This window comes from Campylobacter bilis (assembly GCF_016806695.1).
Taxonomy (GTDB): domain Bacteria; phylum Campylobacterota; class Campylobacteria; order Campylobacterales; family Campylobacteraceae; genus Campylobacter_D; species Campylobacter_D bilis.
Genome location: NZ_WUED01000013.1, coordinates 1 through 15,094, shown reverse-complemented (window position 1 = coordinate 15,094; position 15,094 = coordinate 1). Strand labels below are relative to the sequence as shown.

At 34.3% G+C, this 15,094-nt stretch carries 14 protein-coding genes and 1 other RNA gene; 13 read left to right on the top strand and 2 right to left on the bottom strand.

The genetic code is table 11. The features are described from left to right. Positions 1-6 precede the first annotated feature (6 nt). The 10 genes from GRQ01_RS06575 to GRQ01_RS06530 all read left to right on the top strand — a co-directional run bounded on the left by GRQ01_RS06575 (position 7) and on the right by GRQ01_RS06530 (position 10,105). Positions 7-900, top strand: a complete 894-nt coding sequence (locus GRQ01_RS06575) for a hexaprenyl-diphosphate synthase (RefSeq protein WP_158334984.1) — start codon at positions 7-9, stop codon at positions 898-900. Beyond that, a complete protein-coding gene (hemA, locus tag GRQ01_RS06570) occupies positions 900-2,198 on the top strand; it encodes a glutamyl-tRNA reductase (protein ID WP_158334983.1) in 1,299 nt (432 codons plus the stop codon). Before GRQ01_RS06575 ends, hemA begins: the two co-directional genes overlap by 1 nt. Continuing rightward, entirely contained in the window at positions 2,182-3,891 is a 1,710-nt protein-coding gene (locus GRQ01_RS06565; protein ID WP_158334982.1) for a proline--tRNA ligase, read from the top strand. The genes hemA and GRQ01_RS06565 overlap by 17 nt, the downstream gene beginning before the upstream one ends. Next, a complete protein-coding gene (locus tag GRQ01_RS06560) occupies positions 3,888-4,271 on the top strand; it encodes an FxsA family protein (RefSeq protein ID WP_158334981.1) in 384 nt (127 codons plus the stop codon). Before GRQ01_RS06565 ends, GRQ01_RS06560 begins: the two co-directional genes overlap by 4 nt. Continuing rightward, positions 4,268-5,194 carry a hydroxymethylbilane synthase gene (gene hemC, locus GRQ01_RS06555; protein ID WP_158334980.1) on the top strand — a complete coding sequence of 309 codons (927 nt, stop codon included), beginning with the start codon at positions 4,268-4,270 and terminating at the stop codon, positions 5,192-5,194. Before GRQ01_RS06560 ends, hemC begins: the two co-directional genes overlap by 4 nt. Beyond that, positions 5,191-6,993, top strand: coding sequence for a menaquinone biosynthesis decarboxylase (locus GRQ01_RS06550; RefSeq protein ID WP_158334979.1), 1,803 nt, complete (start codon positions 5,191-5,193; stop codon positions 6,991-6,993). The genes hemC and GRQ01_RS06550 overlap by 4 nt, the downstream gene beginning before the upstream one ends. Positions 6,994-7,145: 152 nt before the next feature. Continuing rightward, positions 7,146-7,505 carry a flagella length regulator FlaG gene (locus tag GRQ01_RS06545; RefSeq protein ID WP_158334978.1) on the top strand — a complete coding sequence of 120 codons (360 nt, stop codon included), beginning with the start codon at positions 7,146-7,148 and terminating at the stop codon, positions 7,503-7,505. A gap of 2 nt (positions 7,506-7,507) precedes the next feature. Then, positions 7,508-9,451, top strand: a complete 1,944-nt coding sequence (gene fliD / locus GRQ01_RS06540; RefSeq protein ID WP_158334977.1) for a flagellar filament capping protein FliD — start codon at positions 7,508-7,510, stop codon at positions 9,449-9,451. Between the two features lie 11 nt (positions 9,452-9,462). Continuing rightward, a complete protein-coding gene (gene fliS / locus GRQ01_RS06535; protein WP_158334976.1) occupies positions 9,463-9,846 on the top strand; it encodes a flagellar export chaperone FliS in 384 nt (127 codons plus the stop codon). Beyond that, the gene (locus GRQ01_RS06530) at positions 9,830-10,105 is read left to right on the top strand and encodes a hypothetical protein (protein ID WP_158334975.1); all 276 of its coding nucleotides are present in this window, start codon (positions 9,830-9,832) and stop codon (positions 10,103-10,105) included. Before fliS ends, GRQ01_RS06530 begins: the two co-directional genes overlap by 17 nt. Here the strand turns inward: GRQ01_RS06530 and rnpB are convergent. Beyond that, an RNA gene (gene rnpB, locus GRQ01_RS06525) (RNase P RNA component class A) lies at positions 10,101-10,425 on the bottom strand. The genes GRQ01_RS06530 and rnpB overlap by 5 nt on opposite strands. Positions 10,426-10,537: 112 nt before the next feature. On the opposite strand from rnpB, the gene efp reads away from it, so the two are divergent. Together efp and GRQ01_RS06515 are read left to right on the top strand one after the other, a co-directional pair. Next, the gene (efp, locus tag GRQ01_RS06520; RefSeq protein ID WP_158334974.1) at positions 10,538-11,107 is read left to right on the top strand and encodes an elongation factor P; all 570 of its coding nucleotides are present in this window, start codon (positions 10,538-10,540) and stop codon (positions 11,105-11,107) included. Positions 11,108-11,260: 153 nt separating this feature from the next. Next, positions 11,261-12,196, top strand: coding sequence for an NAD(P)-binding domain-containing protein (locus GRQ01_RS06515; protein ID WP_158334973.1), 936 nt, complete (start codon positions 11,261-11,263; stop codon positions 12,194-12,196). A 111-nt stretch (positions 12,197-12,307) separates the two neighbouring features. On the opposite strand, the gene GRQ01_RS06510 is transcribed toward GRQ01_RS06515, so the two are convergent. Further along, the gene (locus GRQ01_RS06510; RefSeq protein WP_158334972.1) at positions 12,308-13,228 is read right to left on the bottom strand and encodes a DUF2860 family protein; all 921 of its coding nucleotides are present in this window, start codon (positions 13,226-13,228) and stop codon (positions 12,308-12,310) included. Between the two features lie 151 nt (positions 13,229-13,379). Between GRQ01_RS06510 and GRQ01_RS06505 the strand changes: the two genes are divergently transcribed. Then, entirely contained in the window at positions 13,380-14,753 is a 1,374-nt protein-coding gene (locus GRQ01_RS06505) for a replicative DNA helicase (RefSeq protein ID WP_158334971.1), read from the top strand. Positions 14,754-15,094: the final 341 nt, after the last annotated feature.

Below are 15,094 nucleotides of genomic sequence, written 5' to 3'. Positions count from 1 at the left end.
AAAAACATGCAAAAAATAGATAATTTAATCGAACAATTTTTAAAAGAGCTTGATTATAAGCCTATTTTAAATATGCTTAAAAATATCAAAACAGGTAAAAAATTGCGTTCGAAATTGCTTTTAGCTATTGCTTTAGAAAGTGAGGATGCTTATAAAATTTGTGCTATTATAGAGCTTATACATCTTGCAAGCTTGTTGCATGATGATATTATTGATGAGAGTGAATTAAGACGTGGAGCTAAGTCACTTAATGCCCTATTTGGCACTAAAAATGCTTTAATGCTAGGAGATATTTTATATTCTAAAGCTTTTTATGAATTAAGCCAAATAAATACTCAATTTGCAAGCATCATTTCAAATGCTGTAGTCAAGCTTGCTATAGGCGAACTTATGGATGTTGAACTAGCTAAAAGCTTTAATACTAACAAGCAAGCTTATTTAACAATGATTTATAATAAAACAGCTGTTTTAATCGAAGCAAGTGCAAGGTGTGGAGCGATCTTAGCAGGGTATGATGAAGAAGATTTTGCCCAATATGGGAAAAATCTAGGTCTTGCTTTTCAAATGATAGATGATATTTTAGATCTTAAAAGTGATGAAGCAATTCTTGGCAAACCTATTATGAGTGATTTTAAAGAAGGCAAAACAACCTTGCCTTACATTTATCTTTATGAAAGTTTAAATCAAGAAGACAGGCTTTATTTACAAACCTTGTTCAAAAAAGAGTTAAATGAGAATGAAAAACAATGGATCAATTTAAAATTACAAGAACACAAAGCCTTAGAAAAAGCCATTTTAGAGGCTAAAGCCTATGCTGAAAAAGCTAGCAAAGCCATCAAGCATTATGCTAATGCTAAACTCAATGATATCACTCAAGCAATGGTAGATAGGGAATTTTAATGTATTATTGCATATCTTTTACTCACAAAAATACCGATCTTGCTTTAAGAGAAAAATTGAGTTTTTCAGACGAAAAGAAAAAGAAAGAATTTTTAAAAATCGTAAAAACAAATGAAAATATTGATGAATGTTTACTCATAAGCACTTGCAATCGCGTTGAAATTGTAGCTTTTGTAAAAACACTCTGTGCGGAGTTTATCATTGCTTCATTGGCTTTATTGTGCGATAGCGATAAAAAGATCTTGCTTCAAAAAGCAGATATTTTCCAAGATCAAGCAGCCATACATCATTTATTTTCTGTGGCTAGTTCTTTAGACAGTTTAGTAGTAGGAGAAACACAAATTGCAGGTCAGTTAAAAGATGCTTTTGTTTTTGCTTTAGAAAATAATTTTTGTGCTATACACCTTTCAAGAGCTTTGCATAGTGCTTTTAAATGTGCTGCTAAAGTCCGCAATGAAACCCAAATTTCTAAAAATCCTATTTCAGTAGCTAGTGTTGCGGTTACAAAAGCTAAAGAACTTGCTAATCTTAGTCAAAAACAAGTTATTATCATAGGAGCTGGTGAAATGGGAGAGCTTGCGGCAAGACATTTAATTGCTGCGGGTGCTAGGGTGATTATTTTAAACCGTAATTTACAAAAGGCTAAAGATCTTTGTGAAAAATTAGGTACTTTAAGCCAGTATGATAGTTTAGAAAATTTAAAACAATACTTAAATCAATACGAATTTTTTTTCTCAGCTACAAATGCTTCTTATGCTATTATCACTTCTAAGCTTTTGCAAGATCTTCCTTATAAACGGTATTTTTTTGATCTTGCTGTTCCACGCGATATTGATCTTAATGAAAGCGAAAATATTTGCGTTTTTTCTGTTGATGATCTTAAGCTTGTAGTGCAAAAAAATCTAGCCTTAAGAGAACAAGAAGCACGCATGGCATATTCTATTATAGGCAATGAAACGGCTGAATTTTTCAGCTATTTAAACGATCTAGCCTTAGCCCCTATTATTAAAGCCATACGTTTACAAGCTAAACAATACGCCCATACTCAGCTTGAACTTGCTCTAAAAAAGGGCTATTTGAAAAAATCTGACAAAGAAGAAGCAAGAAAACTCATCCATCAAGTTTTCAAAGCTTTTTTGCATAAACCTACTATGAATTTAAAGCAATTACAAGGCAAGGTGCAAAGTGACACAGTCATTAATGCTATGCGTTATGTGTTTGATTTAAAAACCGACCTTGAAGGTTTGAATCAATACAAATGCGAATTTAATATGGAGAATAATGATGAAATGGACTAAATTATACGCCCCAAGTTTAAAACAAGCGCCAAAAGATGCAATCTTACCAAGCCATATTTTTTTAACACGTGCGGGATTTATCGAGCAAATTGGTAGTGGACTTTATAATTTTTTGCCTTTAGGAAAAAGGGTTTTAGACAAAATTAAAAATATCATTAAAGAAGAAATGGATCAAGCAAACGCACAAGAAACAAGCCTTAGTTTTATCACTCCAGCATCTTTATGGCAAGAAAGCGGACGTTATTATGCTTTTGGTAAAGAACTTTTGCGTTTTAAAGACAGAAAAGAAAATGACTTTGTTTTAGGGCCTACACATGAGGAGGCTATACTTTCTTTAGTTAAAAACAAAATCACAAGTTATAAGCATTTGCCTTTACATTTATATCAAATAGGCCTTAAATTCCGCGATGAAGCAAGGCCAAGATTTGGGCTTTTAAGATGTCGCGAATTTTTAATGAAAGATGGTTATAGCTTTCATGCTGATGAGCAAGACTTAACGCGTGAGTTTGATTTGATGTATAAAACTTATTCTAGAATTTTCCAAAGAATGGGCTTAGAATTTAGAGCAGTTGAAGCTGATAGTGGAGCCATTGGTGGGAGTGGATCTAAAGAATTTATGGTTTTGGCAAGAAATGGCGAAGATGATATCTTAATCTGTCAAGATTGCGATTACGCAGCCAATATAGAAGCGGCAAAAAGGATTAAAAAAACTTGTCAAGATGAACGTCCTGAGGCTAATTATGCAAGCAAATTTTACACGCCTAATATTACCACCATAGAGGCCTTAGCAGAATTTTTTAAAATCAATCCTTTTTACACCATTAAAGCCGTAGTAAAAAAGGCCGTTTATGAAAAAGAAAGCAAGATAATAGTCTTTTTTTTACGTGGATGTGATGATTTACAAGAGACTAAAGCACAAAATGCTTGCAAGGCCCTTGAACTTCTTGATGCAAGTGAAGAAGAAGTGAAAAAAGCCGGATTAATTCCTGGTTTTATAGGTTTTGTAGGCTTAAAAGGAATAGATTTTTATATAGATGAAGAACTTGAAAATGAAAAGCAAATGATTATAGGTGCCAATGAGAAGGATTATCATTTAATAGGCATTGATGTGGTTAATTTTAACAAAGATCGCTTCAAAGATTTAGTAGAAGTCAAGCAAAATGATCTTTGCATCAAATGCCAAGGCAAATTAAAACAAAGCAAAGGCATAGAAGTAGGTCATATCTTTAAATTAGGGCAAAAATACTCTAAAGCCATGAATGCAAATTTTTTAGATCAAAATGGTAAAAATCAGCCATTTTACATGGGTTGTTATGGCATAGGTGTTTCACGTTTGCTTGCAGTAGCAGTTGAAGCTAGCCATGATGAAAAAGGCTGCATTTGGAATAAAGCTTTAGCCCCTTTTACTCTAGAAATTATTGTTTCAAATATCAAAGATGAAAAAACTCTAGCCTTTGCTGAGCAGCTTTATGAAGATTTAATGCAATTAGGCATTGAAGTATTGCTTGATGATAGGGATGAGCGTTTTGGAGTAAAGATGAATGATTTTGAACTTATGGGTTTTCCTTATGCTTTGGTTATAGGCAAGGCTTTAAAGAGTGCCCAAGTAGAACTCATCCAAAGGCAAGGCTTGATAAAAGAACTCATTAATACAAATGAACTCATGGAAATTCTTAAAAAGAAAGTATTATGAATTATAAATTAAATCTAAGTCCTTTAATAGTCCTTGAAATCGTGCTTAGCGTACTTTTTATAGTTTTTTTTGGTTTGGGAAATTTTTTGCTTTTCATGCTTTTTAGCTTGATTTTTGGCATTGTTTTATTAGCAATTTTTTGGAAAAATATTTTAGAATTTCAAATCACTGATTTAAAGCATATGCTAACGCAATTTACTTTTGTGATTGCGGGATTTTTGCTTATTTTTCCAGGGATTTTTACTAGTGTTTTGGGGATTTTAGTCTTTGTTTTTGGCCTTAGTTTAAAATTAATGACAAAATCAAAATCCAAGCCCACTCATCATGCTAATTCTAATGAAGAAATCATCGATGTAGAAATCATAGAGGATAGAAAATGAAACAACTTATCATTGCAACAAGAAAAAGCCAATTAGCCCTTTGGCAAAGCCAGCACATAGCACAGATTTTAAAAGAAAAGCACCATGTAGAAGTGATTTTAAAAGGCTTTAAAACTAAAGGCGATGTTTTGCTTGATTCTCCCTTAGCAAAAATCGGGGGCAAAGGCCTTTTTACTAAAGAACTTGAACAAAGCATGTTAAAAAAGCAAGCCCATTTAGCCGTACATAGTTTAAAAGATGTCCCAGCTTTCTTCCCACAAGGCTTAGTTTTAGCAGCAATCAGCAAAAGAGAAAAAAGCAATGATGCCATGCTAAGTCAAAATTATGAAAATTTCCTTTCCTTACCCAAGGGTGCAAAAATAGGCACTACAAGCCTTAGACGCAAAATGCAGCTTTTATTATTACGTCCGGATTTAAACATCATTTCCTTGCGCGGCAATGTCAACTCTCGCATAGAGAAACTAAAAAATGGTGCATTTGATGCTATAGTTTTAGCTATGGCAGGCATTAGGCGTTTAGATTTAGACAAGCAAGTCAATTTTGTCTATGAATTTTCTAAAGAAGAATTAATCCCAGCAGCTTCTCAAGGAGCCTTAGGCATACAAAGCATTGATGAAGATGAAATTTTAGCTTTTTTAAACTGCCTTAATGATGAGCACGCTTTCATTGAAACTAGCATAGAAAGAGATTTTATCGCTACTTTAGAAGGGGGTTGTCAAGTGCCCATAGGCATTAATGCAGAGCTTTATAAGGATGAAATTTATATCCGCAGTGTGCTAGGACTTCCTGATGGGAGTGAGATTTTAAAGGATAAAAGAATGATTAAAAAAAGCGATTTTAAAGGCTTTGGCAAAAAACTAGCCCAAGAATTTATCGCCAAAGGCGCTAAAGAACTTTTAATCAAAGCTGAGAGTATGATATGAAAAAATTTATTAAAATATTAAAAGAAAATGATTTATTAAAAGTCATTGAAGAACCTCTTGATGTAGAACTTGAAATCGCACATTTAGCTTACATAGAAGCTAAAAAGGGCGAAAATGGCAAGGCTTTGCTTTTTAAAAACCCTATAGATAAGAAATTAAACAAACGCTACAAATTCCCTGTTTTAATGAATACTTTTTGCAATCAAAAGGCTTTAAATTTAGCTTTTGGTCGCGATCATGAAGAAGTAGCTAAAGAAATTAAGAGTTTACTCAAGCTTCATATCCCTACAAGTTTTAAAGCTAAAATAGATTTTTTCAAGACCTTATTAACTTTTAAAAACATCCCCCCTAAAAGACTCCATAAGCAAAAAGCACAATACACATATGAAATTTTAAATTCTTTAGAAGAGCTTCCTATTTTAAAAACTTGGGAAGAAGATGTGAGCAAATTCATCACCATGGGGCAAGTCTACACCCAAAATCCTGATAAAACCCAAAACAATCTTGGCATGTATCGTTTACAACTAAGCGGCAAAAATGAGCTTTTAATGCATTGGCAAATCCACAAAGATGGAGCTAATTTCTATCATGAGTATAAAAATGCAGGCTTTAAAAAAATGCCCGTAAGCATAGCCATAGGCGGACATCCGCTTTATATTTGGTGTTCGCAAGCACCTTTACCTAAAGGCATTTTTGAACTTTTGCTTTATGGTTTTATCCAAAAATCCCCTGCTAAATTAACCCCTTGTGAAAATGGTATTTTCGTACCTTATGATAGTGATATAGTCATTGAAGGCTATGTGGATTTAGAAGAATTTAAAATCGAAGGCCCCTTTGGGGATCACACAGGCTTTTATACCTCTGCTGAACTTTTCCCTGTGATGAAAGTAGAAAAAATCAGCGTCAAAAAAGAAGCCATCTATCAAGCAACAGTAGTGGGAAAACCACCTTTAGAAGATAAAATCATGGCCCTTGCAACTGAAAGGATTTTTCTGCCTTTGCTTCAAACCTCCATACCTGATTTAATTGATTATAAAATGCCTGAAAATGGCGTTTTTCACAATCTTATTTTAGCAAAAATCGATGCAAAATACCCTGCCCACGCCCAACAAATCATGCATGCTTTTTGGGGTATAGGACAAATGAGTTTTGTAAAGCACGCTATTTTTGTGGATAAAAACGCACCTTCTTTAAAAGATTACGATGCTTTGATTAATTACATCTTAAACCGTTTTGATGCAAACAAAATTTTAATCTCTCAAGGTATATGCGATCAATTAGATCATGCCTCGCCTCATTCTTGTTTTGGAGCTAAAGCAGGCTTAGATGCTTGCGAAAAAACGCAAGTTGAAGAGCTTGAAATTTTAGAAGATCAAACCTTGTTAGAGCTTTTTAAAACCAAGCTAGAAATATTAAATTTAAAGCAATTTTATAAAGAGAGCAAAAGCCCCATTACTTGCATCTTGCTTGATAAAAAAGAAAAACTAGAACAAAGCTTTCAAAAGCTTTTAGAATTTAAAAAACATTTTAGAATTTTAGTCTTTTTAGACACGCACAATAAATTAGAAAATCCTTATATGCTAGTATGGCGCGTGGTAAATAATATAGATGCTAAAAGAGATATTTTTATCAAAAACAACAGAGTAGGTATAGACGCAAGTGCTAAAAGTGAAATAGAAGGCTATGAAAGAGCTTGGCCTAAGCAAACTGATTGTTCGAAAAATGTCATAGAAGATCTCATCTTGCGCAATATTTTAAAAAACGATCCTGAGCTTTTTGCCCGATTTGAAATTTTCTAAGCCAAAAATTTAATTTCAAATTTTTGGCACGCTTTTTGCTTCTTATTTTAATAGTTAAAAATACAATTTTTATTTATAAAGTATTTATATTTTTATAAATTTGTCGATATAGTTTTTATCAGTAAGTATGAAATTTTAATAAGGATTTTAAAATGGAAATATTAAAAACCAAAGCACAAATGGATCCAAGCTTACTCAATACGGGCCATAAAACAGAGCAAACATTTAATATTCCAGCCCATAAAAATCAAGCCCAAGGCGGAAGCAAAGATCAAAAAGATCAAAATACTAAAGATCAATTAGCCAAAATTATAGAAAAGTTAAACGAGCAAATGGATTCTTTAGGTACGAACGTTCGCTTTGGATATAGTGATAAAATTGGTTCAATGTATGTCAAAGTCACTGAAAAAAGCACAGGAAAAGAAATCCGTCAAATCCCTAGTGAAGAGGCTATGAAATTAGCCGAATATTTTAAAGATGTTATAGGCATGATATTTGATAAGGAGAGTTAAAAATGGCATTTGGTAGTTTATCAAGTTTAGGATTTGGTTCAGGAGTTTTAACCCAAGATACTTTAGATAAATTAAAGCAAGCAGAGCAAAAAGCACGCATTGATCCTTACACAAAAAAGATCGAAGAAAACACAACCAAGCAAAAGGATTTAACAGAGCTTAAAACCAAGCTTTCAGCATTCCAATCAGCCGTGTCTTCTTTAGCCGATGCGAGTGCCTTTGCAAAAAGAAAGGTAAATTCTAGTGTAAGCACCAATCCTCCAGCAAGCTTAAGCGCTAGTAGTGGGGTTGCTTTACAAAGCATGAAGATTAATGTCACCCAACTAGCACAAAAAGACGTCTATCAAAGCAAGGGTTTGGTAAATGACACAGGCATTATCAATGCTAATTTACAAAGCCCTACTGATCTTACTTTTTTCTCTAATGGCAAAGAATACACCGTAACTATAGATAAAAACACCACTTATAGAGACCTAGCTGATAAGATTAATGAAGCAAGCGGTGGAGAAATAATTGCAAAGATTGTCAACACAGGAGAAAAAGACTCTCCTTACCGCCTGACCTTAAGCACTAAAGAAACCGGAGAAGACAGTGCTATAAGCTTTTATCCAGGTAAAAAAGATTCCGAAGGAAAATATCAAGTAGATGAAAATGCAAAAACTGTTTTTGAAAGCCTTGGTTGGAAACTTGATGATAATGCCTTAAAAGCACAAGATTTTGATCCTAGTAAAAACAAAAAAGGCGTTGGCATTATTGATGATGAAGATAATCCTTTGCATATACAAAAAGCCCAAGATGCGAAATTTACTATGGATGGGGTTAAAATGACAAGATCAAGCAATACCATTACCGATTTAGGCGTAGGGCTTACCTTGACCTTAAATAGCACAGGTGAAATCGATTTTGACGTACTTCAAGACACAGATTCTATCACCAAAGCCATGCAAGATATGGTAGATGCCTATAATGATCTAGTTTTAAACCTTAATGCAGCCACAGATTATAATAGCGAAACAGGAACCAAAGGTTCCTTACAAGGCATTAGCGAGGTAAACTCCATACGATCAAAACTTGTTTCAATACTTTTTCAAACCCAATCAGTCGATGGAGTTGTAGAAGATGCCAATGGCAACAAAGTCCACACCAAAGTCATGCTTTCTTTACAAGATTATGGCCTAAGCATGACAGAATCAGGAACTTTGAATTTTGATTCTTCTGCTTTTGAAAACAAGGTAAAAGAAAATCCTAGCATGGCTGAAAGCTTTTTTTCAGGTATCACTCAATATAAAGACATTAATTATACAGGGGATTTGATTAAACAAGACAGCCTTAAAGAATTTTTAGGCAAAGAAGAAGGCAAAGGCATCACTTTTGAACCTGGAAAATTTCAAATCATTGTTGATTTTCAAACCTATGATTTATCCAAAAATGCCGATGGAACCGATTTTAAACTCACAGGTGAAACAGAAGAGCAAATGCTTCAAAATCTAGCCTCTCATATCAATTCCAAAGGCATTAAAGGCCTCACAGTTAAAGTAGAATCTTACGATAAAGACGGAGAAAAAGGTTATAAGCTTAATTTCAAAACCGATGGAAGTTCAGATTTTGCTATCAAAGGCGATGAAGAATTGTTAAAACGCTTTGGTTTAAGTCAGACAAGCATCACCGCACAAGCGCTTGAAGGTGTGGGGGTTTTCTCTCAGCTTAAAGCAGCTTTACAAAGCATCACAGGCAAAAACGGATCTTTGACAAAATATGATGAGAGTCTGACAAATGATACAAAATCTCTCACTAAAATCAAAGAATCAACCCAATCACTCATTGACACAAGATATGAAACCATGGCAAGTCAATGGCTACAATATGAAGGTATTTTAAGTAGACTTAACCGACAATTAACTGCTGTACAAAGCATGATAGAAGCAGCAAATAATTCAAATAATTAAGGAAAAAATCAATGCAAAATAATTTAGCCTACAATGCTTATTCTCAAAATCAAGTCAGTATAGAATCGCCACAAAAACTTATTGAAATGCTTTATGAGGGGATTTTGCGTTTTTGTGCTAGGGTAAAACTAGCTATAAAAAACGAAGACATAGAACAAAGAGTCTATTTTGTCAAAAGAACCACCGCCATCTTCATAGAACTCATCAATACGCTAGATTATGACAAAGGCGGGGATGTGGCACATTATTTAAGCGGTTTGTACACAAGAGAAATCCAATTATTATCCTTAGCAAATCTAGAAAACGATGAAGAAAAAGTCAATGAAGTCATTAAAGTGACTAAGGCCTTATTAGAAGCATGGAGAGAGGTACACCACAATGAAACAATGGCTTAGTGATTTTAAATTAGCTTTGATTGAAGAAAACATCCAAAAGCTTGAAGCATTACTAGAAAAGCTTGATTTAAAGCAATTATTACAAGACTTGGCTGAAAATTCTTTATCCAAAGACTCATTACAAGATCACGCCAAAGATATTCTAACTCAAATTCAAGCCCTTTTGCAAGAAGCCATAGCACTTTTAAGTGAAAAGAAAAAAACCAAAGCCACAGAAATTCAAAAATTCCAAAAAGCTATAAATTATTTTAATTCTTAAAAGCATAGCGATAAGCCGAGTTCTGTCGTGAATGCTCATTTATCTAGTTTTGCTTTTGCAAGTAAAATCAAGCGAAGGGTTTAAACAAAGACATCAACCACCCCTTCTTGCTGCACATTGGGTTTACATAGCCGAAATTGTTACCAAAATCGCTGGTGGGCTTTTACCCCGCCGTTTCACCTTTTCCACATTTTATAGTGGTAGTTTGCTTTCTGTTGCACTATCCCTTAGGTTGCCCTAGCCATCTGTTAGATGGAATGTTTGTCTTTAGCAGCTCGGACTTTCCTCTTCTAAAAAGAAGCGAGCATTTGCTATGCTTAGCTCTTATTATAGCTAAATTTTACTTATTTTTTCATCAAATACTACGATTTTATTGCCATATCAATTAAAATTTGCTAGAATTAATCTTTATTTTTTAGCAAAGGAAATATAATGGCATCTTATTCAATGGGCGATTTAAAGAAAGGACTTAAAATAGAAATCGATGGAATTCCTTTTAAAATAGTCGAGTATCAGCACGTAAAACCAGGAAAAGGCCCAGCTTTCGTACGCATTAAAATCAAATCTTTTATCGATGGCAAAGTACTTGAAAAAACCTTCCATGCAGGCGATAAATGCCAAGCCCCTAATTTAGAAAACAAAACCATGCAATACCTTTATGATGATGGGGAAAACTGCCAGTTTATGGATACAACAAGCTATGAGCAAGTAGCCATTAGTGATGAAGACGTAGGCGATGCGAAAAAATGGATGCTTGATGGCATGATGGTTGAAGTGCTTTTTCACAATGGCAAAGCCATAGGTGTAGAAGTGCCTCAAGTCGTCGAACTCAAAATCACCCAAACCGCACCTAATTTCAAAGGCGACACTCAAGGATCAAACAAAAAGCCCGCCACCTTAGAAACAGGTGCTGTAGTGCAAATCCCTTTTCATGTTTTAGAAGGTGAAGTCATTCGCGTTGATACAGTACGCGGAGAATACATAGAAAAAGCCAATAAATAATCTTAAGCTTTTGCACTTTGGCAAAAGCTTGTCTTTGCATTGATTGCACTATAAATTTTAATCCTATTTTTGATAATTTTCCTTAAATATTTTTAAACAAATATTTACAAAAAACTTGATAAATTTTTAAAAAATTATAAGAAAGGCAAAAGAATGAAAAAAACAGAACTCATCATCATAGGTGCAGGTCCTACAGGCATAGCTTGTGCTGTTGAAGCAAAGCTTAAGAACAAAGAAGTTTTAATCCTAGAAAAATCAAGCCATATTTGTCAAACTCTCATGCAATTTTACAAAGACGGCAAAAGGGTAGATAAAGCCTACAAAGGCTGCGAAGGCACAAATCATAGTCATATTCCCTTTGAAGACGGTACCAAAGAAAGCACCTTAGAAACTTTTAGCAATGCCTTAGCCAAGCATCATATACAAGTTGAGTTCAACTCTGAAGTAGAAAGCGTAAAAAAAGAAAACGAAACATTCATACTAAGCACCAGCACAGGTCTTTATGAGTGCAAAAACATCATCATAGCCATAGGCAGGATGGGCAAGCCTAACAAGCCTGATTATAAGCTTCCTAGTACTTTAAACAAAATCATCAATTTCAATGCCAACTCAGTCTTAGCAAATGAAACCATTCTAGTCGTAGGTGGAGGCAACTCAGCCGTAGAATATGCTCTAGATCTAGCCTCTACCCATAAAGTAAGCCTTTGCTACCGCAAAAATGAATTCACAAGATTAAATCAAACCAATCTTAAAGACATCCACCAAGCACACACCGATGGTAAACTAGAACTCAAGCTAGGCACAGACATACTTCAAATACAAGATGAACAATCCAAAGCCAAAGTAGACTTTAGCGACAACACAAGCCAAATTTATGATAGAGTCATCTATGCTATAGGCGGATCTACTCCTATTGATTTTTTGCAAAAATGTTCTATCGAAGTAGATGATAAAGGCATACCTTTAATGGATGAGAATAAGCAAAGCAATGTCAAAGGCATCTTCATAGCAGGAGATATCGCCACCAAAAACGGTGCAAGCATAGTCACAGGGCTTAACGACGCAGTAAAAATCCTTTCTATACTATAGAGCCAAACTGATTTTTAATGTTTTGTTTTAGAATAATTTTTTGCCGCACAAAAATATCAAAAAGATCTATGATCTCATAGATCTTTTTTCCTATTCTTATCAAAGATTTTTTTAGAATTTATACCCTACACCTGTTAGAGCGATTTGATAGCTTTCATCGTAAAACCCTATATCGCTATTTCTTTTCTCTATACCATAGTGAGCAAAACCATAAAGCCCACTATATCCTAAAAACTGATTTTTAATGACTTTAAGATTCATTTTCATAATATGGCCGTTTTGTTTTTGACGGAAAATAGGATCATTCTCTTGTGCCTCATATTTACTAAAATTAAAATTCGGATTAAGGATATAATTTTGTGCTAAAACCAAATTAAGCCCTATATCCACACTATATCTTGAGTAGCTTTGAGCCTTTCCTTCAGCATTATTATAATCATAATTTAATCCCAAATTAACCAAGCTATATTGATAACTCACTTCAAATTCATGATACACCCCTTCTCTTTTTAAAGAACTGTATCTAATGTTATCTTTATCATAGCGATTTCTACTGAACAAATACGAAGCACTCACTTTCCCCAAATCACTTTCATAAAATTGAGAAATTTTAAAGCCATATTTACTCACATCCGTCTCTTCTCTATAGCCCTTTTTATACGGATCAGCATAGGCCTTTTCTCTTAGCGAAGAAACCAAAGCAAAAGAAGTGATAAAATCCTCCCAATAAGCCCTTTCATATCCTAAAGCCACCCCGCTAATATCCCTTCCATTATAGTTTTTGACAAAAATCCTATCATTGTCAACCAGCCCACTATAATAAAATTCTATCCCCAGAAAAGGAACAAAAGCAGAATCTGAATTTTTAGCATTATAATCACTTAAAAAATCCTTATTTGCTAGAGTGGAGAGATTGCTTTTTATATCCCTTATACCCACTCCCATGCTTAAATTCCCGCTAAACCCTTCCTCAAAGTCCAAAGCCCCAGCCAAGCTGCAAGCTACAAGATAAGAAAACAAACATTTTTTCAAACTTTCTCCTTAAAACTTTTATCTTGTTAAAATCACAAAAATTATTGTAACTAATATTATTTTAAATCATTATAAAATCTTTAATACAATCAATTCTTTAAGTTTTTTTAGATAAAATTACCATAGAGTCAGATTCTATCAAGGAAAATTCATGCAACAAGAACACTATGATTTAGACTTAGAGCGAGCCATTTTAAGTGCTTGCATCACGAGCGAAGACGCCTATGCAAGCATAGCAGATCAAATAGAGCCTAAAGATTTTAGCCTCAAAGCCCACCAAGATATTTTTAAGGCTATGATTTTTTGTACCAATGCTAACCAACCTATCGCCTTAAGCTTTTTAAGAAAACACGCCAGCCTAGAAGAGCAAATTCTAGCAGAAATCCTTGCCACTCCTTCCATGATAGATCTCTTAGCCTATGTCAAAGAGCTTCGTGAAATGTCTATTAAAAGGCAGCTTCTAAGCTTCACCCATCTTTTACCCACACGTATTAATGCCACTCTTCCTGTCAGTCAAATCGCAGATGAAATCAGCAAAGAGATTTTCAACATAACCCACCGTGCTAATTCCAAAGGCATCAAAGACATCGATATGATCTTATCTGAACTTCTTGAAGACTTTAAAAAGCAAAAAGCCCTAGAAAACAAAACCATCATAGGATTAGACACAGGTTTTCAAAACCTTAATAAAATGACCAAAGGCTTCAAAAATGGCGAACTCATCATCATAGCCGCACGTCCAGGCATGGGCAAAACCACCCTTTGTCTTAATTTCATCGACAAGGTCTTAAAGCAAAATAAAGGCGTAGTTTTATTCTCTCTTGAAATGCCAGCCACTCACATCATGCAAAGAATGCTTGCTTGCAAAACCTCCATTCCTTTGCAAAAGATTCTAACCGCTGATTTAAATGACGAAGAATGGGAGCGTATGGGTCACGCTTGCGATGATTATTCTAAAAAGAAATTTTTTATCTATGATAGCGCTTACATCACTATCACTGATCTAAGAGCTATTTTAAGACACTTAAAATCACAAGAACCAAGCATAGGCCTTTGCGTGATCGACTATATAGGCTTAATGATGAGCAATTCAAGCTTCAATGACAGGCATCTACAAGTAAGCGAAATCTCAAGAGGCCTAAAACTCCTAGCAAGAGAGCTAGACTTGCCCATCATAGCTCTCTCACAGTTAAACCGCAGTCTAGAACAGCGATCAAATAAAAGGCCTTTGATGAGTGATTTACGCGAAAGTGGTGCCATAGAGCAAGACGCCGATACGATTTTATTTGTCTACCGCGATGAAGTTTATAGAGAACAAGAAGAAAAAGAAAAAGAAAACAAAGCCAAACTCGAAGGCAAAGATTACAAAAGAACCTTCATACCAAACCCTATACAAGAAAATGCTGAGATCATCATAGGCAAAAACAGAAATGGTCCAGTAGGATCGCTAGATCTTGTATTCTTAAAGGATAAATCTTCTTTTATCGAACCAACAAGCTATGAAAGCACCGACTTCATAGCCTAAAACACCAAACTAGCAAAAATCCTAAGCTTCTAATTTGTGAACTTTTAACCTCCTTTTAAAACAATATATTTTATCATTACATAATTATTTTTTATATTTTATCTTACTTTAAAGGAACACTTATGAAAGCTTGCAATACTCTCTGGGGGGGGGTATTTAAAATCTAAATACTCTGATTTAAAAAAACAAATAATTTAAGATCAAAGAATTTAACTTCAAAGAATTTAAAATCAAAAAAACCAAATTCTAAAAAACTAGCCCTATCCTTAGCTACCATATCCTTACTAAGTTCTTGTGCTATGGCACAAATTAGTGGACCACAATATGCTTTTTACTCCTTT